The 24,222-nt window shown below is 49.4% G+C and carries 20 protein-coding genes; 14 read left to right on the forward strand and 6 right to left on the reverse strand.

Annotation, left to right across the window (positions count from 1 at the left end; all coding sequences use genetic code 11):
• Nucleotides 1-6: 6 nt before the first annotated feature.
• From HP548_RS03500 to HP548_RS03515, 4 genes are all read left to right on the forward strand, one after another.
• A complete protein-coding gene (locus tag HP548_RS03500) occupies nt 7-879 on the forward strand; it encodes a sugar phosphate isomerase/epimerase family protein (RefSeq protein ID WP_175380903.1) in 873 nt (290 codons plus the stop codon).
• Nucleotides 880-1,093: 214 nt separating this feature from the next.
• Nucleotides 1,094-1,885, forward strand: coding sequence for a carbohydrate-binding protein (locus HP548_RS03505; protein ID WP_175380904.1), 792 nt, complete (start codon nt 1,094-1,096; stop codon nt 1,883-1,885).
• Nucleotides 1,886-2,003: 118 nt separating this feature from the next.
• Nucleotides 2,004-2,231, forward strand: a complete 228-nt coding sequence (locus HP548_RS03510; RefSeq protein WP_053782996.1) for a hypothetical protein — start codon at nt 2,004-2,006, stop codon at nt 2,229-2,231.
• A 300-nt stretch (nt 2,232-2,531) separates the two neighbouring features.
• Nucleotides 2,532-2,963 carry a VOC family protein gene (locus HP548_RS03515; RefSeq protein ID WP_076291950.1) on the forward strand — a complete coding sequence of 144 codons (432 nt, stop codon included), beginning with the start codon at nt 2,532-2,534 and terminating at the stop codon, nt 2,961-2,963.
• 116 nt (nt 2,964-3,079) lie between these two features.
• On the opposite strand, the gene HP548_RS03520 is transcribed toward HP548_RS03515, so the two are convergent.
• On the reverse strand, nt 3,080-3,958 hold the full coding sequence (locus HP548_RS03520) for a hypothetical protein (RefSeq protein WP_076291949.1): 879 nt from the start codon (nt 3,956-3,958) through the stop codon (nt 3,080-3,082).
• Between the two features lie 373 nt (nt 3,959-4,331).
• On the opposite strand from HP548_RS03520, the gene ytxJ reads away from it, so the two are divergent.
• From ytxJ to HP548_RS03560, 8 genes are all read left to right on the forward strand, one after another.
• Nucleotides 4,332-4,871 (forward strand): bacillithiol system redox-active protein YtxJ, encoded by a 540-nt coding sequence (gene ytxJ / locus HP548_RS03525; protein ID WP_175380905.1) that lies wholly within the window; start codon nt 4,332-4,334, stop codon nt 4,869-4,871.
• Between the two features lie 308 nt (nt 4,872-5,179).
• Complete coding sequence (locus HP548_RS03530) at nt 5,180-5,242, forward strand: potassium-transporting ATPase subunit F (RefSeq protein ID WP_231952816.1); 63 nt, start codon at nt 5,180-5,182, stop codon at nt 5,240-5,242.
• 63 nt (nt 5,243-5,305) lie between these two features.
• On the forward strand, nt 5,306-6,985 hold the full coding sequence (kdpA, locus tag HP548_RS03535; protein ID WP_175380906.1) for a potassium-transporting ATPase subunit KdpA: 1,680 nt from the start codon (nt 5,306-5,308) through the stop codon (nt 6,983-6,985).
• Nucleotides 6,986-7,052: 67 nt separating this feature from the next.
• Nucleotides 7,053-9,197 carry a potassium-transporting ATPase subunit KdpB gene (gene kdpB / locus HP548_RS03540; protein WP_217504598.1) on the forward strand — a complete coding sequence of 715 codons (2,145 nt, stop codon included), beginning with the start codon at nt 7,053-7,055 and terminating at the stop codon, nt 9,195-9,197.
• Nucleotides 9,198-9,421: 224 nt separating this feature from the next.
• Complete coding sequence (gene kdpC / locus HP548_RS03545) at nt 9,422-9,982, forward strand: potassium-transporting ATPase subunit KdpC (protein ID WP_175380907.1); 561 nt, start codon at nt 9,422-9,424, stop codon at nt 9,980-9,982.
• Nucleotides 9,983-10,110: 128 nt separating this feature from the next.
• Nucleotides 10,111-12,450, forward strand: coding sequence for a histidine kinase (locus HP548_RS03550; RefSeq protein WP_175380908.1), 2,340 nt, complete (start codon nt 10,111-10,113; stop codon nt 12,448-12,450).
• An 8-nt stretch (nt 12,451-12,458) separates the two neighbouring features.
• Nucleotides 12,459-14,039 (forward strand): ATP-binding protein, encoded by a 1,581-nt coding sequence (locus HP548_RS03555; protein WP_175380909.1) that lies wholly within the window; start codon nt 12,459-12,461, stop codon nt 14,037-14,039.
• A 1-nt stretch (nt 14,040) separates the two neighbouring features.
• The gene (locus HP548_RS03560; protein ID WP_175380910.1) at nt 14,041-14,739 is read left to right on the forward strand and encodes a response regulator; all 699 of its coding nucleotides are present in this window, start codon (nt 14,041-14,043) and stop codon (nt 14,737-14,739) included.
• 91 nt (nt 14,740-14,830) lie between these two features.
• On the opposite strand, the gene melA is transcribed toward HP548_RS03560, so the two are convergent.
• A complete protein-coding gene (gene melA / locus HP548_RS03565) occupies nt 14,831-16,132 on the reverse strand; it encodes an alpha-glucosidase/alpha-galactosidase (protein ID WP_076291944.1) in 1,302 nt (433 codons plus the stop codon).
• Between the two features lie 197 nt (nt 16,133-16,329).
• Here melA and HP548_RS03570 point away from each other — a divergent pair, with 197 nt between their 5' ends.
• A complete protein-coding gene (locus HP548_RS03570) occupies nt 16,330-17,166 on the forward strand; it encodes an AraC family transcriptional regulator (protein WP_175380911.1) in 837 nt (278 codons plus the stop codon).
• 108 nt (nt 17,167-17,274) lie between these two features.
• Here HP548_RS03570 and csaA read toward each other — a convergent pair whose 3' ends face one another.
• Together csaA and udk are read right to left on the reverse strand one after the other, a co-directional pair.
• Complete coding sequence (gene csaA, locus HP548_RS03575) at nt 17,275-17,604, reverse strand: chaperone CsaA (RefSeq protein ID WP_175380920.1); 330 nt, start codon at nt 17,602-17,604, stop codon at nt 17,275-17,277.
• Between the two features lie 177 nt (nt 17,605-17,781).
• The gene (udk, locus tag HP548_RS03580) at nt 17,782-18,414 is read right to left on the reverse strand and encodes a uridine kinase (protein WP_076291942.1); all 633 of its coding nucleotides are present in this window, start codon (nt 18,412-18,414) and stop codon (nt 17,782-17,784) included.
• Between the two features lie 306 nt (nt 18,415-18,720).
• Here udk and HP548_RS03585 point away from each other — a divergent pair, with 306 nt between their 5' ends.
• Entirely contained in the window at nt 18,721-19,191 is a 471-nt protein-coding gene (locus HP548_RS03585) for a hypothetical protein (protein ID WP_246317898.1), read from the forward strand.
• Between the two features lie 105 nt (nt 19,192-19,296).
• Here HP548_RS03585 and HP548_RS03590 read toward each other — a convergent pair whose 3' ends face one another.
• A complete protein-coding gene (locus HP548_RS03590) occupies nt 19,297-22,311 on the reverse strand; it encodes a DEAD/DEAH box helicase (protein WP_175380922.1) in 3,015 nt (1,004 codons plus the stop codon).
• A gap of 5 nt (nt 22,312-22,316) precedes the next feature.
• The gene (locus HP548_RS03595) at nt 22,317-24,083 is read right to left on the reverse strand and encodes an SWIM zinc finger family protein (RefSeq protein WP_175380912.1); all 1,767 of its coding nucleotides are present in this window, start codon (nt 24,081-24,083) and stop codon (nt 22,317-22,319) included.
• Between the last annotated feature and the right edge of the window lie 139 nt (nt 24,084-24,222).

Genomic DNA, 24,222 nt, shown 5'->3' on the forward strand with positions numbered 1-24,222 from the left:
GAGCAGATGAAAGTGGGCCTGAGTACGTATAGCTTGTTGAACGATCTGAATTCGGGTGAAATGACGGTTCTGGATATCATCGACTGGATTGCCGCAAATGGTGGCGAGCATATGGAGATGGTTCCGTATGGCTACACCGTGGAGGACAATCCTGATCTCGCCGACGCCATTCGGGAGCGGGCTGCTTCTGCGGGTATTGAGCTGTCCAACTATTCGATGCCTGCGAATTTCGTGCAGGAGACGGAAGAAGCTTTTGAAGAAGAGATAGCTCGGGTCCAAAGACATGTCGATGTTGTACACCGAATGGGTGTAAAGCATATGCGTCATGACGTAACGGCGTTTACTTTGCCTAAGGAGAAAATGACCATTGCCTGGTTTGAGGAACATTTGCCGCTGATGGTGAAGGGAAGCCAGATCATTGCTGATTATGCTGCACAGTTTGGCATTACAACAACCATTGAGAATCACGGCTTCAGTGTGCAGGCCAGTGACCGTGTGCAGCGTGTGCTTCATGCCGTAGATCGTCCCAACTTCAAAACGACACTCGATATCGGCAACTTCATGTGCGTGGATGAGAATCCGATTATCGGGGTCATGAAAAATCTGCCGTACGCTTCTCTGGTTCACTTCAAGGACTTTTATTTCCGCCCTTATGATGAGCATCCGGGTGAAGGGGAATGGTTCACAACCGCTTACGGCAACTTCCTGCGCGGTGCCATTGTGGGGCAAGGGGATATTCCAATCCGCAAAATTGTGAGGCTGATTAAAGAATCCGGTTATGATGGTAACATTACGATTGAGTTTGAGGGCATGGAGGAATGTAAATCTGCATCCAAAATCGCCATGAGCAACCTGCGCCGATTCTGGGAAGAGGCTTAAGACAATCATTTAGTTTTACATCGTGGGGCCACTTTAAGGAAGTGGCTCTTTTTGCACTTCTTATGTTGGGAAATATACTCGTCTTTGTATTAAATAAGTCATTATTTAGGGGTGCCGAGTCCCGTGATTATGATAAAGTATAATAAAGAGAAGCGCTTTCATCTTTTCAGATCAAGAAATTTATAAATAATATCAATAGAAATGGAGCATGTAGATGACGAACTTATCGCTCGAAATTCAAAATGTGGACGGTGTGGTGCTCGAAACGCGGACGGACAGTGAACAAGTAAATCTTGTGTACAGACAGGCCTATGGAGCAGGGGACAGCATCGTTCTAAGAAGTTCTGATGTAAACGTATATCTGATCATCCAGCTGGAGGATTCCATGAATCCGGCTTTCGTTTATTTAACAGGTGAGGAGTATCGTTATGTCATTCCTTTTGAAGAGAAACGAGTGTCTTATTCACCAAAGTCATTTACGGGTGACAGGCATGTTCTAAGTGCTCGGTTGGCTACACGGGAAGAGATTGAGGCATATAAAAATGTAGCGCTGAATCCGTATGATCAGCATGGAAACGAAAGCTGTTTTCCCCATGCTTCCGCCAACGTGGAGACCCGTGGAGAGTCTGTATTTGCAGCACGTAACGCCATCAATGGCAACAGCGCCAATGATTCACATGGCGAGTGGCCATACGAATCTTGGGGGATCAACCAGCGGGCTGATGCTGCCATTACAGTCAACTTTGGACGTACGGTGTCTATCGACAAAGTAGTCCTGACCTTACGTGCAGATTTTCCCCACGATAACTTCTGGGAGCGGGTTACTCTTACCTTTTCCGATGGCAGCTCCGAGCAGGCCAGTTTGATCCAAACTCATAAACCACAAACGATCGAAATTCAGTCGAAGGACGTGGAATGGGTAACGTTAAGCGAACTGATCAAGTCGTCAGATCCCTCTCCATTCCCGGCATTAAGTCAGTTCGAGGTGTTTGGTCGCGAAGCCTAAATTCATTAACATTAATTGGTTCTCGATAAGGATTAAGTTACGATCATCACAAGTATGGTATAATGGATCTATTCAGCCTGGAAAATGACTGGCTATGGATAGGGGAGATCACTGATCTATGCAGGTATTCGAGGACTGGAACCAGAAAGTGAAGAAAACGTTTAATGCTACGAATCCCGAGGTTGTATTGACGGTATCTGAAGCAGGGAGTTTGCTCGGTCTGACCAAAGATCAGATGAAACTTTATGTAGACAAGAATAAACTAACTAAGGTCCCGATCATGAGAAGTGTTCACCGATACCTCTTGTTGAAAAGTGAAATAGATAGCATCGTAAAAACGCGCTAACCTCATAGGATCGACCGCAGCCATTTTACCGACAGGATTCGGGAGAGTGGTTTTTTTTTTTGCGAAGACACCGAGGATAAAATAAGGATTACAGGACAATCCTACCAATGGATGAACTTTGGGTCCCAGCACCACTGGGAGTTAAATGAAGAGTGGTCAGGGCCTCTTTGGAGAGAGGGCCTTGTTCTTAGAGATGCTTATGGAAATACCTTCTTGTCAATGGACAACCTATTCGTATATACTCTTGTCGCAAGTGGCAGGAATGGTTCAACTACATGATATCAAGGAGATGAAGCACGAATGGCAATTAGCTTGAATGTGTACCTTGTAACAGATGGTAACGGACGTGAAGCAGTGGAATTTTATAAAAAGGCATTTGGAGCGGAAGTGCTGGCACTCCAGACATTTGGCGATGGTCCTTCCAACCCAGATCACCCCGTACCTCCCGAAGCGAAAGACCGCATCATGCATGCTTCCTTGCAGATTGGAAGTTCTGTATTGATGTTATCCGATACATTCCCTGGTATGCCTTATATTGTGGGTAATCATGTGAATGTCACGGTAAACACAGATACTGCCGATGAAGCCAAAGCAATTTTCAACCAGCTGCAAGACGGTGGCGAAGTGAAAATGCCGATCCAGGAAACATTTTGGAGTCCAGCCTACGGTATGGTTATCGATAAATTTGGCGTTCAGTTCCAGATCAGCTGTGTCGCAGCTAACCATCAGTAAATTGAGAGTAGTGTCTCTGCCATATAGGTAAAGCAAAAAAACCTCCAAGACATGAGCAACGTGTCTGGAGGTTTTTTGTGACTCCTGCAAGGAGTATATACTTGCTAATCTGAAAATTAGACCTCTTTCTGAATTTTGGATGGGTTATTGATCTTGTAAGGAACAGGATTTCTGGTCAGTTTCTTCTTGATAATCTTTGCTTCAAAAGTAAGCACATCACCAACCTCAAGCTCCTGCTTCTTGATCGTGGCACTGTGACTGGACCAGGCTTCGCCAACGTCGATAACTTCGGGCTCGGTGATCGTAACGGCTTCATAGATAATGACTTCATCATCATTGTCGGAGAAGTGGTTCGGCACGGTCGTAAATTCCTTTACAACAGCGGACATTTTCACTTTACCCTCCGGCAGATCAATCTTGATCGATTTGGCTTTACCTGCGGTTTTTGCCTTTGGTTTAGCAGCGCTGCTTGTGGCCCCGTTTGCGGGTCCAACATACTCTTCCACCAGACCATCAGGGTCGCCTTTTAGTTCGGAGGAGGTATCATCGTCATCCGTGTCCACATCCAGTTCGGAATCAAAGTCACTCATACCGGATGGAATCTTATCCGAATAGGCAGCAACAGGATCTTGTGCAGCATCAGAGCTAGGGATCTCTTCTAAGTTGGTTGTAACGACTGGTTCATTAGATTTGTCTTTTGCCGTGCCTGCGCCAACCGAACTTTTTACATTATAGCTGGACGCCTGCATTTCTTTCAGATAAGAAGGATGAATACAGTGTTTCTGATCATTGTCCAATTGAATGACTGCTGCCATATGATCGACAAAGCCAATGATGGTGCAAGGCATATTCAGCCCATTCCCTTTATAATAGAACGTTTTGACCTTCGTTGCTTTTTCCGAAAGTAAGCCCCATTCCTGGCACTTCTCAATCAACTCGTCTTCGTTCTCCAAAGCGGTATAATACTGCGGTTCGATCATAAAAGCATATGCCATAACGAATTTCCGCCTTTCCCATCAGTTCTTCATGTTCATCGTTGCCAAATTACACTCAGTGTATCACAAAAGTGGACCCTTCGATGAGGAATATAAAAGCGCCTGAATAGGCGCCTATGGTATAATTTTCGGTAGACAACGGGTGGGCATTACCACAATGAAGTCATAAACAAAAACCCACCGTTAAACCAGGTTGAACGCCTGTGGTGGGATTTGCTCTGCATCTGAACAGACGCGCGCCGTGAGAGGATTTTACCTCTCCATATTGTCTATTCTTATGTTACCATAGGCATTTTATACAGGCAAATGAGTGACTGTTCCTACATTAAAAGTTAATATTTTTTTATAAATATCTTCAAGGAGGATGATCTCCATGGGCACAAAAGTGAATCCTCAAACTCTATGGCTTGGGGTAGGTATTGCCATTGGAACGAGTATTGGTGTGGCAACAAACCAGATCGCCCTGGGGGTTGCCTTTGGTGTGGCATTGGGCGTCGTGGTTGGATCTGTCGTTAGCAAACGTGCAGGCTCGGGGCTGGATGATATGCTGAGTGAACATGTCAAGGAATTGTATAAGCAGGAGGAATGGGAAGAGGTACTTGAGCGGTCCCAGGATCATCCGGTGCTACTTCTGAAACACAGTACGACTTGTCCAGTCAGTGCGAGAGCATACAGGGAGTTTATGGCCTTTGTGGGCTCGAATGCATCAGATCCCGCACAAAAGATGGAGTACCGGATCGTCAAAGTCATCGAAAGCCGCTCGCTTTCCCGCCGCATTGCGGAAGATACCGAGGTTCACCATGAATCGCCTCAAGTCCTGCTGCTGGACGGTGGCCAAGTTATTCAACATACGTCACACGGGAAAATTACCCGGAAGAGACTGCTGCAATGGGCCCAGAATCCGTTTGGATAAAGGGCACCCAACATACATAGACCCGTTTCCTTCAGCTGATCGCTGAGGGGAACGGGTCTTTTTTACGCTTTTTTTACACCCTGGCGTGGATTTCTTTACCCCCTTTTTACAGCGTTTCGTATTACGATTTCATATGTAGAAGGTTGCAAGAACGGTAGAGAGAGGGAGGGGAGCACATGGTGAATGATGCCACGATAATTGGGCTGGTTGTGCTGTTGTTTGTGGTGTTCTGGGGATTTGTGAAATTTTGTGAGAAAGCATGAATGTATAGGGCGTGAAAGGGGAGAAGCCGTATGATCGTCATCGGCATGATTGTGCTCGCACTGGTAGTCTATCTTGGTTACGTGCTAGTGAGGCCGGAGAAATTCTGATGGTTGCTTGGGGCACGAAACCAGAAGCACTCGGATCGTCGATTTTAGGGAGGAAATGCGGATATGAGTAGCGGTTTATTACAAGTGGCGGTGACGCTGCTGATCATCATACTACTGGTGAAGCCAGTGGGGAGTTATCTGGTGAAGGTGTTTGACGGCAAACGAACAGGACTGGATCGGATATTTGGTGGGCCTGAGCGATTGCTGTATCGATTGATGGGGGTGAAGGAGAACGAGTCGATGGGTTGGAAAAAGTACCTGTCAGCCGTACTCATCTCAAACTTCGTCATGCTGTTATTGATGTTTCTGGTGCTGCGGCTGCAAAAGTATTTGCCGCTCAACCCGGATGGCATTGGCAATATGCCTCCGGCACAGGCCTTTAATACAGCTGCATCGTTCATGACCAACACGAACTGGCAGTCTTACACGGGCGAGAACGCACTGTCGTATCTATCACAGATGCTGGCCGTGACGTTTCCGATGTTCACCTCAGCGGCTACAGGCTTCGCGGTCGCTATTGCCTTCATTCGCGGCCTGGTAGGCCGCCGGGATGAACTGGGGAACTTCTACGTCGACGTGGTACGGTCGATTACGAGAATCTTTTTGCCGCTGAGCTTCATTGTGGCGTTGTTCCTCGTATTCCAGGGTGTGCCGCAGACACTGGCGGGAGCGGTGAATGCAACCACACTGGACGGGGCACAGCAGACGATTAGCCGCGGGTTGGTCGCTTCGCTGGAGTCGATCAAACACTTGGGTACCAATGGTGGAGGCTGGTTCGGAACCAATGCCGCGCATCCATTTGAGAACCCCACAGCGTTGTCAAACCTGGTGCATATCGTCTGCATGATGCTGCTTCCTACTGCGCTGGTTTACGCCTTCGGCATCATGGTGAACAACCGGAAGCAGGGCTGGACGCTGTTTGCGGCCATGAGTTTACTTTTCCTCGTAATGCTGACCACGGTATTTGTTTCGGAATATCGCGGTGTGCCGGCGCTGGATGTGGTGGGAATCCAAGGTAATATGGAAGGCAAGGAAGTCAGGTTTGGAGTATCCGAATCGGCGCTTTTCACAGCGGTGACTACAGCAGCTACAACCGGGTCAGTGAACAATATGCATGAGTCGCTCACCCCGCTTGGTGGCATGGTTGCACTGGCTGAGATGATGCTCAACAACGTATTCGGCGGTAAAGGAGTAGGTTTGCTCAACGGATTGCTCTATGTGATTCTGGCTGTGTTTATCTGTGGATTGATGGTTGGGCGAACTCCTGAATTTCTTGGTAAAAAAATTGAGGGTAAGGAAGTGAAGCTCGCATCTATCGCGTTGCTCGTTCATCCTTTGATTATTCTGGCTCCGACCGCGCTGGCGCTTATGCGCCCTGAATCTGTCGCTTCAATTTCGAATTCAGGCATGCATGGTCTGACCGAGGTGTTATATGCCTTTGCATCCGGGGCTGCCAATAATGGATCGGCGTTTGCCGGGCTGAATGCTAACACGGACTTTTACAACATCGCCATTGGTGTGGTAATGCTGCTTGGAAGATACATTTCCATGATCGCGATGCTCGCCATTGCCGGATCACTGGCCACCAAACGGGTTGTTCCCGTAACAACGGGTACACTGCGTACACACACGCCTCTTTTTGCAGGCATTCTGGTGATGATGATTGTGGTAGTTGGAGCGTTGACGTTCTTCCCATCACTGGCGCTTGGACCGATTGCAGAACATTTGGCGATGATCCGATGATGGACGGTACGGTGATCGGATATGGGAATAGGAGCAAGGACGTAAAGTACGGAGGTGGATTATCACAATGAATGTTGTAGAACGAAAGAAGGAGCAGACAGTGGAAGGATTAGACAGAGGCATCATCAGAACCCAGGTTAAAGGAACGAGAGGTTCGGGGACGGATCCCGGTACGCCCAAAAGAACCAAAACATTAAGTCGGGACATTCTGCTCCAGGCATCTTTGGATGCCTTCAAGAAGCTGAACCCGGTCGTCATGATCAAAAATCCGGTGATGTTTATCGTCGAAGTCGGCACACTCATCACATTGCTGTTATGTATCAATCCCGATCTCTTTGTTGCATCCGAAGCAGGGCGAGGGTACAACATCGCGGTATTTCTCATCCTGTTGTTCACGTTGCTGTTTGCCAACTTTGCTGAAGCACTGGCAGAGGGACGGGGCAAAGCTCAGGCAGATACGCTGCGCAAGACGAAATCGGACACCACTGCGAAGCTGGTACAGAAAGACGGAACCATCAAGCAAGTGTCTTCGACCCAGTTGAAAAAAGGAGATATCGTCCGTATAGAAGCAGGCGAACTGATTCCCACGGACGGTGAGATTATTGAAGGGCTGGCCTCTATCGACGAGTCCGCCATTACCGGGGAATCGGCTCCCGTAATCAAAGAGGCGGGCGGTGACTTTTCCTCCGTTACAGGAGGCACGCGGGTTACTTCCGACTATATCGTGATGCGTGTGCAGACTGATCCGGGGGAGTCATTCCTCGACCGGATGATCTCACTCGTTGAAGGTGCACAGCGCCAGAAAACGCCGAATGAAATTGCGCTGACCACACTGCTCGCCGTGTTGACGCTGATATTTCTGATTGTCATCATGACCATGGTGCCAATGGCGAATTATTTGGGCATCCGGCTTGATCTGGCTACCCTTATCGCGTTGCTTGTCTGTCTGATTCCGACGACGATCGGCGGGTTGTTATCCGCGATTGGTATTGCCGGGATGGACCGTGTCACGCAGTTCAACGTACTCGCCATGTCGGGTAAAGCGGTGGAAGCGGCAGGGGATATTGATACGCTGATTCTGGACAAAACCGGAACAATTACGTACGGCAACCGCATGGCCTCGGAGTTTATTCCCGTTCAGGGCGTATCTGCACAAGAGATGACCCGGGCTGCGCTGCAAGCTTCCGTAGTGGATGAGACACCAGAGGGACGCTCGGTCGTCGAATTGGCTGGTAAGCAGGGGGAGAACTGGGCGGAGACAGAATATGCAGATGCAGAACATGTGAACTTCACCGCAGAGACCCGCATGTCGGGTCTGAATCTAAGCGGTGGGAAGCAGATTCGCAAAGGTGCGGTGGATGCAATCAAACGCCATATTTCCTCCCGTGGAGGACGGATACCCGGCGATTTGGACGATATAGCTAACCGAATTGCAAAGGCTGGGGGTACACCGCTTGCTGTTGCGATTGATGACCAGATTTATGGTGTGATCTATTTGAAAGATACGGTGAAGCCGGGGCTGAAAGAGAAGTTTGCGGAGATGCGAGCCATGGGTATCAAGACGATCATGTGTACAGGGGATAATCCCCTGACGGCGGCGACCATTGCGCTGGAAGCGGGTGTGGATGATTTTATTGCCGAAGCCAAGCCGGAAGACAAGATTACTGCGATCAAAAAAGAGCAGCAGGAGGGCAAGCTCGTCGCCATGACCGGCGACGGAACCAACGATGCTCCTGCTCTGGCGCAGGCCGATGTAGGCCTGGCGATGAATTCGGGCACCATGGCGGCCAAGGAAGCGGCCAACATGATCGATCTGGATTCTGACCCGACCAAGCTGTTGTCGGTGGTCTCCATTGGCAAGCAATTGCTCATTACCCGCGGTGCACTGACGACATTTTCGATATCCAATGATATTGCCAAGTATTTCGCCATCATTCCGGCCATGTTTATTCTGGCCATGCCGCAGCTTCAGGCACTCAATATTATGAATCTCGCTTCACCACAGTCCGCGATTCTGTCAGCGCTGATCTTCAACGCCATCATTATTCCACTGCTAATCCCAATCGCCATGCGGGGTGTAAAGTATCGGGCCATGTCAGCGGAGCGGCTTCTTGGACGGAATGTGTTTATCTATGGTGTGGGCGGTGTAATCGTACCGTTTATCGGAATTAAGCTGATTGATCTGGTACTGTCGGGGCTTCACCTGGTATGAGGTTTTAACTCTAGATTTGAATAACATTTACACGAAAACGTAGAGGGCAGAACAAAACTGGAGAAGCGTAGCGTTCGCCTTTATCCCCGGATTTTATCCCTTGGGAAAGGGAATCAAAAAAATCTGGGGATAACAGCGATCGAAAGGTTGTTCTGACCGCGAAGTGGTCTAGTGTAGAGTCGTTTGTTAAATTTAACTAATAATAAATTCAGGATGTGATTCATATGAAACAGGTACTGCCCGCCATTCGGTTGTCTATCGTGCTTATGCTGATTTGCGGTATTATCTACCCGCTGGCTACAACTGGAGTGGCACAGCTGCTCTTCTCAAATCAGGCGAACGGTAGTCTGATCACACAAGGCGGGAAAACCATCGGTTCGTCGCTGCTGGCGCAGGAAGTGAAATCGCCGGGGCTGTTCCAGCCCCGGGCATCGAATGCCAATTATGATGGAACTGCTTCGGCAGGTTCCAATCGCGCCGTGGCATCGGAGGCGTATATAGTTGAAATGAAGGAAAAGGTTGCTCAGCTCAAGCAAGAGAATCCGGGCTTGCAGCAAATTCCTGCAGATCTCGTGACAGGTTCCGGTTCCGGTCTTGACCCCGATCTGTCACCGGAAGCGGCAAAAGCACAGATTCCCCGGATTAGCCAGGCAACGGGCCTTGGTGAGCAAGAGCTTGCCAAGATCGTCGAGGAACATACACAAGGGCGACAGCTGGGCATATTCGGTGAGCCGCGTGTGAATGTGACCGCTCTGAATCAAGCGGTGACGGCTGAGCTAAAATAACAGGCATTTTATTAGCTAATTCCACGGGGAATGTAGCTTTCCTTGGTTGTTCGTATCAGGCCTTCTTCCGAGCTTCGGAAGGGGCTTTCTCCATTTTAAGTAAAGGTTATGTTGGGGGAGTGAACAGGATGGAAGACAGCTTCAAGCGGAAGTCCCCGGAAGACATCTTGAAGATGATCACGAAGCTGCAGCAGGGCACCTTGAAGATATATATCGGTCCGGTCAGCGGTTCGGGCAAAACGTATCATATGCTTAGGGAAGGAAACACATTACGCCATCAGGGGATCGATGTGGTTATCTGCGCTGTTTCGACCATGCAAAGACCGGAGACCGTGGAGCAGCTGGGCGAGTTGGAGCGGATTCCAAGCATTCACTGGTCTCGCTGGAAGGATGGCATGGAAATGAAGGATTTGAATCTGGATGCCTTGCTGGCACGTAATCCGGAGGTTGTGCTCGTTGATGGGCTTGCTCATAGAAACCGAAAAGGGGCGCGTCATGCAACCCGACTGGAAGACATTCAGTATTTGCTGCGACACAACATCAGTGTCATTACAACGGTGAATGTGTATGAGCTGGAGGGATATACGGAGCTTGCACGCCAGCTAACGGGAATTGCAGCAGAGCATACCGTGCCTGCCGATACCCTTGAACTGGCCGATGAAGTGAAGCTGATCGATGTAACTCCTGAAACCGTATTAAGCCGCCTTGCCGAGGGACATCTTCGGGGACATGAAGGTGAAGCGGTGTTCCGACATGGCAATTTAGGCATTTTGCGTGAACTGGCTCTCCGACTTGTCGCGGAAGGGGTCAACGAATCACTGCGTGAGCACCGGGAAGAGATGGGAATTACGGTTACGACAGGCATCATGGAACGCATTTTGGTATCCACCCAATATCACTGGAACGGGTCCATCTATATTCGGCGGGGACAGCAGATTGCGAAGAGATTAAATGGAGATCTGCATGCCGTGACCTTTCGCAATATGAAGCAGCCACTAACCAAGGAAGCTACTGTTTTTCGTCGCAACATGATCAAACTGGTGGAGAAATTCGGAGGGCAGTTTGAGGAATTGCCTGTGTTACACCGCCGTAACATTCCATCTACACTTGCACGCTACGCAGTCCAGCATCAGATTACCCGCATTGTTATGGGACACTCACGACACAGTCGCTGGCAGGAGCTGTGGCGGGGATCATTTGTTAACTCCTTACTGCGCAGGATGCGGGGTGTCGATCTGTTTCTGCTCGCCGATCGGGCACAGCATGAGGGCGAGCGGGTACTTCCGACCCGATTGCCAGATACAGAGACTCCAACATATCGCAGGTTGAGTGAGCAGGAGATGAAGGCACAGATTGGTCAGATTCGGCGTGGCAAGTTCAAGGTATACATCGGTGCTGCGCCAGGTGTGGGAAAAACGTATATGATGCTCCGGGAAGGCAATGATCTGCTCCGCAAAGGCATCGATGTACGGATTGGTCTGCTGGAGACGCATAATCGGGTGGAGACGGTGGAACAGATCGGCCAATTATCCATCATTGCACGCGAGCAGCGGGTATACCAGGGGGTACAGCTCGAGGAAATGGATACCGAAGCGATTCTTCGTCTATGTCCTGAAGTGGTATTGGTGGATGAGCTCGCGCATACGAATGTCCCGGGAAGCACGCGGCAAAAGCGTTACGAAGATGTGCAGATCCTGTTGGATGCGGGCATCTCTGTCATCACTACCGTGAATGTACAGCATCTGGAAAGTCTGAACGATGCGGTGGAACATATTACGGGAATTAGAGTCCGAGAGACCGTGCCGGATCAGATTTTGCAAACGGCAGATGAGGTCCAGCTTATCGATGTGGCCCCCCAAGCCTTGCGGCAACGCATGCGGGAAGGTAAAATCTATGCAGCAGCCAAGGTGGAACAAGCGCTTGGTCATTTTTTTCGCATTGGTAATCTGATTGCCTTACGGGAACTTGCCCTGCGGGAATTGGCCGATGATGTGGATGAACGCCTTGAATCACAGGAGCGCAAAAGTGCACTTCGCGGTCCCTGGCGCAGACAGGAGGCGGTCTTTGTCTGCGTAAGCAGTGATGAGCATGCGGAGCGGCTGATTCGCCGCGGATTTCGTACAGCCTACAGGTTAAAGGCGGTCTGGCATGTGCACCATGTTCATGTAGGTCAAGTTATGAATAACGAAGTGAAATGCCAGTTGGAGGAGCTGGAGCAGCTGACCGTTCGACTGGGCGGCAAATTTCATATTCATCATAGCCAGAGGCTGCGAGATGTACCTGGTATTTTGGCGGGTAAAGCTTCTGAGGAAAAAGCAACGCAGTTGGTGGTTGGTCAAGCGAAACGGGTCTGGTGGCTGAACGGCTATCGTGGAAAGGGAACGGTGGTCAGCAGGCTGGTGCGGTTATCCAGACATATGGACGTATTGATCGTTGCGGACTACGATTATGATCTGAGCGGGATGTGAGATGTGCTGTGTCTGAACGAAATAAAGGGGAAGACGTCTGGCTGAAGCTGAACCGTGTTCCCAAATATATATGGGTAACCATTGGAATCACATTGCTAACCATTCTGCTACATGCGATAGGGATTAGCGATGACCTGGTTAACGTGGGGTTAATTTATCTTTTTCCGGTATTGGTCAGCGCTGTGTACTGGGGAATGGGGCCGGCTATATATGCAGCAAGTCTTAGCGTCGTTGCCTTTGACTTCTTTTTTGTTCCTCCGTATCTCAGTTTTACGGTTGAAGATTTACGATATATTTTTTCCTTTATTGTGTATTTGGCAGTGGCGGTATTAACGGCGAGTCTGGCGGGACGCCTGCGGCAGCAGCTGGAGGTGGTAAAACAACGCGAGATTACGACGAATTCGCTATATGCTTTAAGTCGTCAGATGACGGCTGTTACGGATTTGCACACTCTACTCGGCAACATTGCGAGACAAGTGTCACTGACACTTGGAACTCCGGCGGCAATATATCTTCCCAATGTTCAAGGCGAACTTCAGGTTACCTCCTCTTCGGAGGATTCGGATTCAATAGCCTGGGGTGAGGGAGAAGCTGAAATCGCTATTGCCAAATGGGTGTATAAAAATGGCGAAATCGCTGGACGAGGCTCCTCCAGCCTGCGGGAATCGTCTGGTCTGTATGTGCCGTTGCGTACAGAAGACCAGATCCATGGGGTGCTCGCTGTGAATCTGGAATCCAGCGATCTTCAGGAGCAGCGGGAAGAGCTGCGTTTGCTGGAGGCGTGTGGCGGGCTGGCAGCAAGTGCCATTGCTCGTGTCAAGCTGGCCGAAGAAGCGAGACTCGCGCAGGTGACGGCTGAATCGGAGCGAATTCGCACCGCTTTGCTGGACTCGGTGTCCCATGAGCTGCGTACACCCCTTACGGCCATCATTGGTTCAGCGACAGGTTTGCTGGAGAATGATTCTCTTTTTACCCCGGAGGATCGAAAAGAACTGACAGGCAATATTCGGGATGGAGCGCTGCGCATGAACAGGCTGGTAACCAATTTGCTGGGCATGGTGAAGCTGGAGAGTGGCATGTTGCAGCTGCGCAGAAAATGGTGTGATGTGGGTGACATGATCGGCATTGTGCTAACTCAGGTTCAGCAATTTATCCAGCACCGTCGCATTCGGGTGGAATTGCCGGATCAGCCGCCGTTTGTATCCGGGGATGAGGTTTTGCTGGAGCAGGTTCTGGTTAACGTAATCAGCAATGCCATCAAATATTCACCAGAAGACAGTGAAATCGTCATTACGGTGAAGGTGGATGAGCGGCATGGACGAATGACCATTGTGGTGGCTGATTCGGGTGTCGGGATTCCGGAAGCAGAGCGAGAGCGGGTGTTTGAGAAATTTTATCGATCTGAATCGTCACGGCATGTGACAGGTACGGGACTTGGGCTTGCCATCTGTAGAGGAATCGTCGAAGTTCACGGAGGTACGATTACCGCAGAATCGAATCCGGGAGGCGGCACGCGGGTATGCATTGGTTTGCCCATTGAGGAACCTGAAGCATCATTCCCGTATATGGGACAAGGAGAGGAAGAATGACATGACGGGATCGCAAGGCGCGCGCATATTAATTGTGGATGATGAACCACAAATCCGTAAACTGCTGAAGGTTACGCTTCAGGCACACCAATTTGAGATTCACGAATGCGCCGACGGCGAAGAAGCGGTCATTCAGGCGAGCATTGTGCATCCTGATCTGATTGTGCTTGATCTGGGCTTGCCCGGTATGTCCGGAATGGATGTACTTCAGCGGATTCGGGAATGGTCGCAGGTACCAGTCATCGTGCTGACTGCAAAGGATCGCGAAGAGGATAAAATTGCTGCACTTGATGGCGGGGCGGATGATTATGTCACCAAACCGTTTGGCATGGGAGAGTTGGTTGCACGTATTCGGGTTGCCCTTCGCCACGTGGCCAAAACTACGGATGAGCCGGTAATGCGTTTTGGCCCACTCACCATTGATTTGGCCCAGAGACTGGTCGATTTGGACGGGTCGTCAGTAAAGTTAACACCAACCGAGTATGAAATGCTGAAAGTGCTCGCAACCCATGCAGGCAAAATTATTACCCAACGCCAGCTGCTGCAACAAGTGTGGGGAGGACATCATCATGAGTCGGATAGTCATTACTTGCGGGTATATGTCGGACATCTGCGCAAAAAATTGCAGGAAGATCCCACGCGTCCACGTTTTATTCAGACCGAGCCAGGAATCGGCTATCGTTTTCTGCTTCAGGATTAGGCTGGGAAACAAGATGAAAGCTCAAAAAAGCACCAGCCTCTCCCTGTTGAGGAGGAGACTAGTGCTTTTAGAATTGCAAACGATGGACTTCTTATGACGTGTACTTCGGCAACCAGTCGCCATGAGCTTCGATCAGTTCATCACACATGGAGACGATATCATCAATGGACAGCTCGGCAGCTGTATGCGGGTCAAGCATCGCGGCATGATAGATGTGTTCTCTTTTGCCTGTAATCGCCGCTTCAATGGTCAACAGTTGGGTGTTAATATTCGTACGGTTCAAAGCTGCAAGTTGCGGAGGCAGGTCCCCGATATACGTCGGGCTGATACCTGAACCATCAACAAGACAAGGCACCTCAACACAGGCTTCACGAGGCAGGTTGGTGATCAGTCCGTTATTCATGACATTACCGCCGATTTTGTAAGGGCGATCCGTCTCCATGGCCTCCATAATATGTGAAGCGTATTCCCGGCTGCGCGTATGTTCAATATTTTCGCTGGATAACAGCTTCTCACGCATTTCTTTCCAGCCTTCAATCTGGTTCACGCAGCGACGCGGATACTCATCCAGCGGAATATTGAAGCGTTCGATCAGCTCCGGGTAGTTTCGTTTGATAAAATAAGGATGGTACTCGGCATTATGCTCGGAGGACTCGGTTACATAGTATCCAAAACGCTGCATCAGCTCATAACGCACCATGTCATCATGCTGCTCTTTCTGCTTTTCTTTCGCCAGACGTTTAATCTCTGGATACAGATCCTGGCCATCCCGAGTTACTTCAAGCAGCCAGGCCATATGGTTGATACCTGCAACTTTCGCGACCACACCCGTCTGATCAATCCCCAATGCATCAAACAGATGCGGCACACACACCTGTACACTGTGACACAGACCTACGGTTTTAATTCCGCCATGCACGTTCATGACATTTGTCAGTACCGCCATCGGGTTGGTATAGTTCAGGAACCACGCATCAGGACACACTTCCTGCATATCCCGTGCAAAATCGAGCATCACCGGAATTGTCCGCAAATTACGGAATATCCCGCCAATCCCGAGCGTATCGGCAATCGTCTGACGCAATCCATATTTCTTCGGAATCTCAAAATCCGTAATGGTACATGGATCATATCCGCCCACCTGAATGGCATTGATCACATATTTGGCCCCGCGTAGTGCTTCCTTGCGGTCAGTATAAGCTTTAATGGCACATTGGCTTCCGAGCGAGCGGGCCATACTAGTAAGCAAACGCTCCGAGTCGTTTAGGCGTTCAGCATCAATATCGAACAACGCCAGCTCAAAATCCTGAAGTGCTTCGGTCATCATGACGTCACCCAATACATTTTTGACAAAAACGGTGCTTCCCGCACCGAGGAACGTAATTTTGTTCATCTCAAGTTCAGCCTCCCTGAATAAATGGTGTACCTCCAATATAGGCGGATCGGACTTATATAACTATGGCTCAACCTCTCTGAAACATGTCATAATCCCATTTTTGGATTCGCTTACAGCTAATAATTGAATGAATTACCTGTTATAATTTTAGTAGAGATAATTACCGTGGTGATGAACAGAGGGAGTGTGAAATGTTGAAATTAATCGAAACAAACGTGGTTCCTATGGATTTGACACAGATGGAATTGGTACTGTTGTTTTTCGGTTGGCAGGCATGTGATCCATCGCATTATTGGGGTCCGGGTGTTCGGGATGCTTATATTGTTCATTACATTCATGAAGGACGGGGCACGGTGTTTATGGCGGATCAGCAATATGAGCTTACACAGGGTCAGGGCTTTGTCATTCTTCCGGATACGCTGATTCATTATGAAGCGGATGCGAAGCAGCCATGGACTTACTCCTGGTTCGGGTTCAAAGGTGTTCACGCCAAATCATTCATGCAGCGGGCTCATATCAGTCCGGAACATCCTGTATTTGAGGCCAGAGATCCAGACATATTCGATCGTCTCTATACGGAGATGGTTCAAGCATCAACACGTACCGGGGGAGATGTGTTCAACCAGAGCCTGCTATACAGGCTGATCGCCGAGCTGATTGCATCTTCTCCCGCAGGAGAACAGCTGCAACGGCCTCTGTCCACTAAAGAGGAATACATCAGGCAGGCCGTTCAATTTATCGAGAACAGGTATAGTCAGAGAACTTCAATTCTAGATATTGCCCGAGCGGTAGGTTTGGATCGCACATATCTATCAGGGCTTTTTAAGGAGAGGTATGGCAAGTCATTACAGGCTTTCTTTCTCGAATATCGGATGAATCGTGCAGCTGAACTGCTGCAGCATTCAGCCCTGTCGGTTAGTGAAGTGGCCCACTCTGTGGGGTACACAGATCCATTACTATTTTCTAAGATGTTTAAGCGAGTGACGGGTGTTTCTCCGAAAGGGTCGAGAAGCATGGAGCAGGGTGAGTAGGCTTCATTATGCTGGGAACCTCGAAAAACGCAAAAAAAGGCTGCGAATCCGAAGATTCATAGCCTAATGCTTTAAGGTGCAAAGACAGGAATAGCGATATGATGAAAATCAGGCAATCGGTGTTCCGTTCGGTAATATCTGGTCCGGGGTTAACAATACAACGTCACCTTCACCGGGCACGCCGCCAAGCACCAGTACTTCGGATACAAAACCGGCAATTCGGCGCGGCGGAAAGTTGACTATTGCAATAACCTGCTTGCCGATCATCATATCGGGGGTGTAACGTTTCGTAATTTGGGCACTCGAACGTTTAAGGCCAAGTGGGCCAAAATCGATGGTCATTTTAATGGCGGGGATGCGTGCCTTTGGAAAAGGTTCGGCCTCTACCACAGTACCAACGCGGATATCATGCTGTATAAACTCTTCAAAAGTAGCCATGTTATGATGTCTCCTTTCAGCTATGGAGTCCATTATAAAATAGAAATAACCAAAAAATCCAGATTGCGCTAATCGCAACCTGGATTTTAGTGGTGATATGGTATGAGCGATACCCGTTTTTGTCTCACTCAGATGTGAGCAGAGCAAAACGCCTGATACAGCAACATCATGTTAAAGTTATGCGCCATTCCAATTTTCACCGGTCAGATATTTCTCAGTCAGGATGGATAACATCTGAATGCCGACTTCATTATGTCCACCTTCGGGAATGATGATGTCTGCATACTTTTTGGAAGGCTCGATAAAAGCATCATGCATCGGTTTGACGGTTTCGAGATATTGTTTGTACACGGATTGAATCGTACGGCCGCGTTCTTCCATATCCCGCAGTACTCTGCGCAGAATACGCACATCGGAATCGGTATCAACAAAGACCTTGATATCCAGAAGAGCGCGCAGATGTTCATCGATCAGGACATGCAGTCCTTCCACAATTACGATATGGTTCGGTGCCAGTTCAACCGTTTCATCAGCGGCACGGTTATCTATGGTGAAGTCATATACGGGAGCATATGCCGTTTGTCCTTGTTTTAACAGGGTAAGATGCTCAATTAACAGATCATTATCGAATGCAAACGGATGATCGTAATTGGTGAGTCGACGTTGCTCAGGGGTGAGCTGCGACTGGTCTTTGTAATAGTTGTCTTGGGATATGAAAGTCACTTTGCCTGATCCAAGACGGTCTATGACGGAGCGAGCTACCGTCGTTTTACCGGAGCCGGTTCCTCCGGCGATACCAATAATGAGCATGATTGTTCCATAAACCTCCCTAGAATGGCAGCATGGTCATGGATAAATAATGGATGAATCGGGATAGATTCAAGTCTTTACCCACATGTCTGTCTGTGAATGCACAATTCCTCTATTGTAGCACAGCAAATCACTTTTTTCACCTTAGGGAATTACCACATTTTTCTGTTGAAGCAACCATCAATCTGTATCAATTTAGTCTCAACTTCGTTAGTTTAGGTTGTAGGATCTAGGACCTTCGATATATGATGTCGAAAGATGCCAGTTACTGGCGGGTATCTACATATATAAAAGGAGGTGTACGTTATGAAAAAATCAAGCAAAGTCATTTCTTCCACAGTTATTGCTGCCATCGCAGCTGTATCCGTTGTAACTTCTGCTTCTGCAGCAAGTGTATCTACGATAACTCCGGTGGGGTCTTCTCTCTCAGCTATTGATCTGAGCAGCATGGACATCGAAACAGCTTTGATGATGGTTCAGCAAGAACGCACGAAATTGCTGGATAGCCAATTGCAGGCACAGATTCAACAAGTTCAAAATCGCAATCAAGCGATTGCAGAGCTGAACGAACAATTGCAGGTAGCTAATCAGATTGGGGATACTGCCCAAGCTCAAAAACTGAAAGGCCAAATCGATGCGTTGAGCAACTCACAACAAATGGATATGCTGCGTTTGCAGTCTATGACTAATAAACGCAATGAAGCTTTTGATGTGATGACCAATTTCATCAAGAAAATGCAGGATTCAAGATCGTCCATCATCGGAAACATGCGTTAGGAATGTACAAAAAAAGCGAAGACGGAATGCATTTCCGACACTTCGCTCTTTTTGTATTCTACTATATTTAAAAGGTTACGTATGTTGAATCAACACAGTCTTGAGTTAACCCGACCAGTCGCGGCGCCGGGTGAATAGATCCTTCAGCTCATCCGTCGACAGCTCGGTAATCCAGTTTTCAGAGCTGGTGATAATATTGTCGCTGAGCTGCTGTTTGCTTTCCAGCATCTCGTCAATGCGTTCTTCGAGTGTGCCCAGCGAGATAAACTTGTGTACCTGAACATCCTTCGTCTGTCCCATCCGATAGGCGCGGTCTGTAGCCTGATTTTCCACGGCAGGGTTCCACCAGCGGTCAAAGTGGAATACATGATTCGCTGCGGTCAGGTTCAAGCCCACGCCGCCTGCTTTGATGGACAGAATAAAGACCGACGGCTGCTCTGCCGCAGGCAACGTCCGGGACTGGAACTCGTCAATCATGCGATCCCTGGCTGTCTTGGACGTACCCCCATGCAGATACAGCACAGGTTCCTGCAACTCCTGACTCAATACCTGTTGCAGCATCTGCCCCATGCCGATGTATTGTGTGAAAATCAGGCAACGTTCGCCCTCGTCCCGTAGTTCGCGCACCAGTTCCATCAGTCGTTCCAGTTTCGCGGAGCGGCTGATCAGCATGGCCATGTCCTGCGGACTGTACAGGTCATGCTCTGTTACAGAGCCTTCCGAGGAGATCGTTTCCGGCAAGGCTTCTTTGGTCAGCAGCAGGGGGTGATCACACAACTGCTTGAGCTGGGTTAAGGCAGAGAGAATCGCACCTTTGCGCTTAATGCCTTCCAGCTCTTTCATTTTGTCCATCAGTTCCTGAACGGACTGATCATACAGTGCACTTTGTTCACCCGTAAGGTGAATATACGTTTTCATCTCATTTTTGTCCGGTAGATCGAGTTGAATATTCGGATCTTTTTTCTTGCGGCGCAGCATGAATGGCTTCACTAACTGCTGCAAATCCTGCATGCGTTGCTCGTCCTTATCCTTCTCGATCGCACTGATAAAGCGAGTCTGGAATGCTCGTGCGCTGCCCAGATAGCCGGGATTAATAAAATCATAGATGGACCACAGTTCGGACAGCCGATTTTCAATCGGCGTACCAGTCAGTGCAATACGATGTTTTGCCGGGAAGCTGCGTACCGCCATGGACTGCTTCGTTTGGGCATTTTTAATATTTTGCGCCTCATCCAGACAGATCGATGCCCATGTATATGACTGCAACATCTCCTGATCCAGAGTAGCTGTTGCATATGAGGTAATGATGATATCTACCTGTTCAGTCTGTTCCCGGAACTCTTCTCCGGTCAGTCTTCGTGCTCCGTAGTGCAAACTGACGTTAATTGAAGGCGCGAAGCGACTGATCTCCTTCTGCCAGTTCCCTAATACGGAAGTGGGGCAGACGAGAAGGGCAGGGGCTTGCCCAGGCAAGCGCTGCTCATGCTCTTTGAGATGAAGTAAATACGTAATGAACTGTATCGTTTTTCCCAGTCCCATGTCATCCGCAAGACAAGCACCGAGACCGAATCTCCGCAGGAATCCAAGCCATGCGAAACCTTCCTTTTGATAAGAACGCAGCTCAGCATGCAACCCTGCAGGTATAGGTAGGGAAGGAGCGCCGCCTTGCCCACCGCCAAGCTGTGCAATGACCCGGTTCAGGTGTTCGTTCAGTTCCACCTCAAGTCGAATGTTCTCGTTGGACTGTGGCTGTTCTTCGTCCTCTTCCTGTCCTTCCTTGCGTTTCTGGTTGCGATATTCTCGCTGCTCATTATGCAGCAGATGCAGGTGCAGAATATCTTGAAACGATAGCCCCTGTTCCTGATCCACACCGCCCATGGCCCGGCGGATCTGCTCAAGCAAGGCCGGATCAAGGGGAACCCATTCTCCACGGAAGCGGACCAGCCGTTCATTACGGGCCACGAGATCAGCGAATTCTTCCTCGCTGAGATCTGTATCCCCAATCGCAATACGCCAGTCAAAATGAATGATCGAATCCAGTCCAAAGAAAGACTGTCCCCGCTCACTGCCTTCCTCCGGTTTCACCTTGGCACGTAGCTTGGGTTTCTTCTTGCGTGCAGCTTCCCACCAACCCGGAAGCAGCACTTGCCAGCCAGCTTCAAGCAGTCGCCCGCTGTCTTGCGTCAGAAACAGCCAAGCATCCTGATCTCCCAATGGATCACTGAGCACATCCCGACTGCCGCTGATAGCGCGGCGAATTCGGGGCAGATGTGCACGCAGTTGCTCAAGCCATCCTGCCGAACGATCAAGGATGAACGGTGTCCATACGTCTGGCCATTCACCTTCCAGCCGGCCACGTGAATCAAGTCGCACCGGAACCAGAACAGCTGCATCCAGTTTGTTCTGCAATACCAGCCGCAGCCGCCATGCCGGTTCATCTTCTTCTGGCTCTAGCAATTGCAGGAGCGGACGGAATGGGGCTGCATCTGCTTTCCAGCCGATGGACACGAGCCAGGATTGGGCATCCATTCCGGCCGTTTGTGGAGCTGTTCCGCTTTGTGGAAACAACTGCGGGAACTCGCGCCGCAGATCGGTGGCCGCTTCTTCTGTGCTGTACCATCGCTGGAATACGGAAGCCGAATAGGCAGCACTCAGTCCTTCGGCGTAGCTCTCATCCGTTTGTTCCAGAGCTTTGCCAAGAGCGGTTCGATCCTGGTTTTTCAAGCTGTCCGGGTCCCAGGTCCATTGCAGTTGTCCGGTACGAAATGCGGTGAAGCTAGGGATGTATTTACGATTTTCAATCGATGCTGCAAGTACCGGGGCCAGCCGGATCAAATGCTCAGCCTGCTCGTCCCATTTCCATTCAATGTGCAGAAGGGTGTGCATTTCGCTGAAGAAAGGAATAACTTCTTCCGCAGGCAGGACGACCAGTTCAATCTCTTCGATCTGTCTTGTTTCTAATTCTGTTCCGTAGAAGGAAGGGGCATGCCAAGCAAATAATCGCTGCTTAAGCGATTGTCCCGTTACAAAGTGATGGGTGTTCAGCGCTCCATAGAACAAGGCATCCCCGTATCCTGTCAATGCAACATGGACCTCAATTGTTTCGGTGTAAGGGTGCATTAGGCTCATGAGATCAACTTACCTTTCCGAAGCTCTTCCTGCAGGGCGCGCAGTCGGCTGTTGCGAACAGCCAAAGTGGTGATAAACTGCTCCCAGTGTTCTTCCTGCTTCAATTTTTTATAAATTTTGGACAGACGCTTCAACAGTTTCACTGCTGCTTTGTATCCGTCCCTGTTTTTGTGTCCGATATAACGATCCACTGCTTGATGGTAGAAAGGCAAAAGCAGTTCGGGTGCATCCTTTTCAATCGGCTGTAGCACCGCTACCCGGAATTCAAGCGGCTCCGTCTCTGTGCTCAGTTGAAAATCAATCCACCGTCGCCACTGTCCACGGGAATGCATTGCTTCTTCATAAGCTGGCCGGGAATGAGGCAGCATGCTGACCAGTGTATCCCACATGCGGTGCTCTACATCAGGCAGATGATGAATGGCTGTGTCCCATAACTGCATGTACTCATTCAGAGGGGAGTTCCGTCGGTTCGCCAGCAGTGGTCCGAGCTGCACTAACCACTCGCCCAGCCGTTTCCAGTCGGAAGAATCTGCAAGCACATGAAGAAAATGCAGCAGATGCTCCGGCGGGATGCCGTATGCCGAGCTTCCGCTGATTAATCGCTGCCAAGCCTGTTCGTCTTGTATCATATGGAAATATATCCAGCTCTGCGCCAATACCAGCGGCAAGGGCAGAGTGACAGACTTAATCGGCGCTCCGCTCCCGTTTTCCGTCAGATTCGCTACACTCAGCACGCTCTCACCAGGTTTGGTGGGTTTGGAAGCAGTATTCAGGCCATTCTCCATTTCCTGTAGAAACGCCAGCTCTGACTCCAGCGTTTCCCGGTTTTCCTGAAGATTTGGCACGATCCAGTTTAACCAAAGCTGCCGATAAATAGGGGTAAAGAACAGCATGCTCGATGTCTCGGATATCATCTGCGTACGCAGGTAAGCCGAGGTTTCCTCAAGCCTATTCCAAAGTTGTTCAAGCCTCGTGCCCTTCAGACCAGAGAGTTCCAACGGACGGCTAAAGATCTGTTCCAACCCTTTTTGGAGCGCATCCACGGCAAGTTGAGCAGGATAGCTCAGATACACAGGTGTATGTGTGATTGAATTGCGGCCAGGCACGCAGAAGCGAATCAGGTATAGCTGAACATGCAGCTCAAATAACTGGTCCATGCCAGCAGAAAGCTTAGGTTTAATGGAATAGAGCTCGTCCGCTGCGGCCTGCACATATGATGTACTTGGCGTACCTATCCCGAGTCGTTGCAGGCATGCCCGATATAGCTCATGCCATTCTGTGATTTCAAGTTCTGCAAGTTCCGTTGCACGTTCCTTGATCTGACTATACTGATTATCAGGGATGGTCAGTTCCTCTTCGTGCACTGCGTAATCTGAACGTCCAGAAGTCCCTATAGCAGCAGGTTTTGGAGTCTGTTTTAGTGCCGTACTGGAGTGGGCGTTCACAATGCCGTGTACAGGTCGCCCCAGTTGCTCTGCATAACTCATTAGAACGGCTATCATATGTTTGCAATGAGAACCAACCGGACAGGTGCAGTGGCTGGTATTCAACGATTGCAAGCTCAGGGTTACCTCATAATCATCGGAGCCCTGCACTTCAGCCAAAATTCCGTTTTGTTCAGTGTAGGTTAATGGTCCGACGCGTTTCTGTTTATAATATTGGAATCCGCGCATAATCGTCAGGTTGTTAAAATGTTCAGCGACCTGCCTGATCAGCTGTTGCCACTGCGCGTCATCCATGTTCATGTCATTAGGTATGTTCATCATTCCATCTCCTGGGGAAATCATAGGTTCAGTAATCACCACGTCTTGACGTAATGGTGTACATTTCATGTATCCATCATATCAGTTATCATGTGATCCGTGCATCGGTTCTGAGAACTTGGATGAGACTTTTTGATAG

Origin of the sequence: Paenibacillus taichungensis (assembly GCF_013359905.1) — a bacterium.
In the GTDB taxonomy this organism is placed as follows: domain Bacteria; phylum Bacillota; class Bacilli; order Paenibacillales; family Paenibacillaceae; genus Paenibacillus; species Paenibacillus taichungensis.

Bases quoted from the DNA above. Each gene is read 5' to 3' on its own strand.
- HP548_RS03500 (WP_175380903.1), top strand. From the start codon at position 7: ATGAAAGTGGGCCTGAGTACGTATAGCTTGTTGAACGATCTGAATTCG.
- HP548_RS03505 (WP_175380904.1), top strand. From the start codon at position 1,094: ATGACGAACTTATCGCTCGAAATTCAAAATGTGGACGGTGTGGTGCTC.
- HP548_RS03510 (WP_053782996.1), top strand. From the start codon at position 2,004: ATGCAGGTATTCGAGGACTGGAACCAGAAAGTGAAGAAAACGTTTAAT.
- HP548_RS03515 (WP_076291950.1), top strand. From the start codon at position 2,532: ATGGCAATTAGCTTGAATGTGTACCTTGTAACAGATGGTAACGGACGT.
- HP548_RS03520 (WP_076291949.1), bottom strand. From the start codon at position 3,958: ATGGCATATGCTTTTATGATCGAACCGCAGTATTATACCGCTTTGGAG.
- ytxJ (WP_175380905.1), top strand. From the start codon at position 4,332: ATGGGCACAAAAGTGAATCCTCAAACTCTATGGCTTGGGGTAGGTATT.
- kdpA (WP_175380906.1), top strand. From the start codon at position 5,306: ATGAGTAGCGGTTTATTACAAGTGGCGGTGACGCTGCTGATCATCATA.
- kdpB (WP_217504598.1), top strand. From the start codon at position 7,053: ATGAATGTTGTAGAACGAAAGAAGGAGCAGACAGTGGAAGGATTAGAC.
- kdpC (WP_175380907.1), top strand. From the start codon at position 9,422: ATGAAACAGGTACTGCCCGCCATTCGGTTGTCTATCGTGCTTATGCTG.
- HP548_RS03550 (WP_175380908.1), top strand. From the start codon at position 10,111: ATGGAAGACAGCTTCAAGCGGAAGTCCCCGGAAGACATCTTGAAGATG.
- HP548_RS03560 (WP_175380910.1), top strand. From the start codon at position 14,041: ATGACGGGATCGCAAGGCGCGCGCATATTAATTGTGGATGATGAACCA.
- melA (WP_076291944.1), bottom strand. From the start codon at position 16,132: ATGAACAAAATTACGTTCCTCGGTGCGGGAAGCACCGTTTTTGTCAAA.
- csaA (WP_175380920.1), bottom strand. From the start codon at position 17,604: ATGGCTACTTTTGAAGAGTTTATACAGCATGATATCCGCGTTGGTACT.
- udk (WP_076291942.1), bottom strand. From the start codon at position 18,414: ATGCTCATTATTGGTATCGCCGGAGGAACCGGCTCCGGTAAAACGACG.
- HP548_RS03585 (WP_246317898.1), top strand. From the start codon at position 18,721: ATGAAAAAATCAAGCAAAGTCATTTCTTCCACAGTTATTGCTGCCATC.
- HP548_RS03590 (WP_175380922.1), bottom strand. From the start codon at position 22,311: ATGCACCCTTACACCGAAACAATTGAGGTCCATGTTGCATTGACAGGA.
- HP548_RS03595 (WP_175380912.1), bottom strand. From the start codon at position 24,083: ATGAACATACCTAATGACATGAACATGGATGACGCGCAGTGGCAACAG.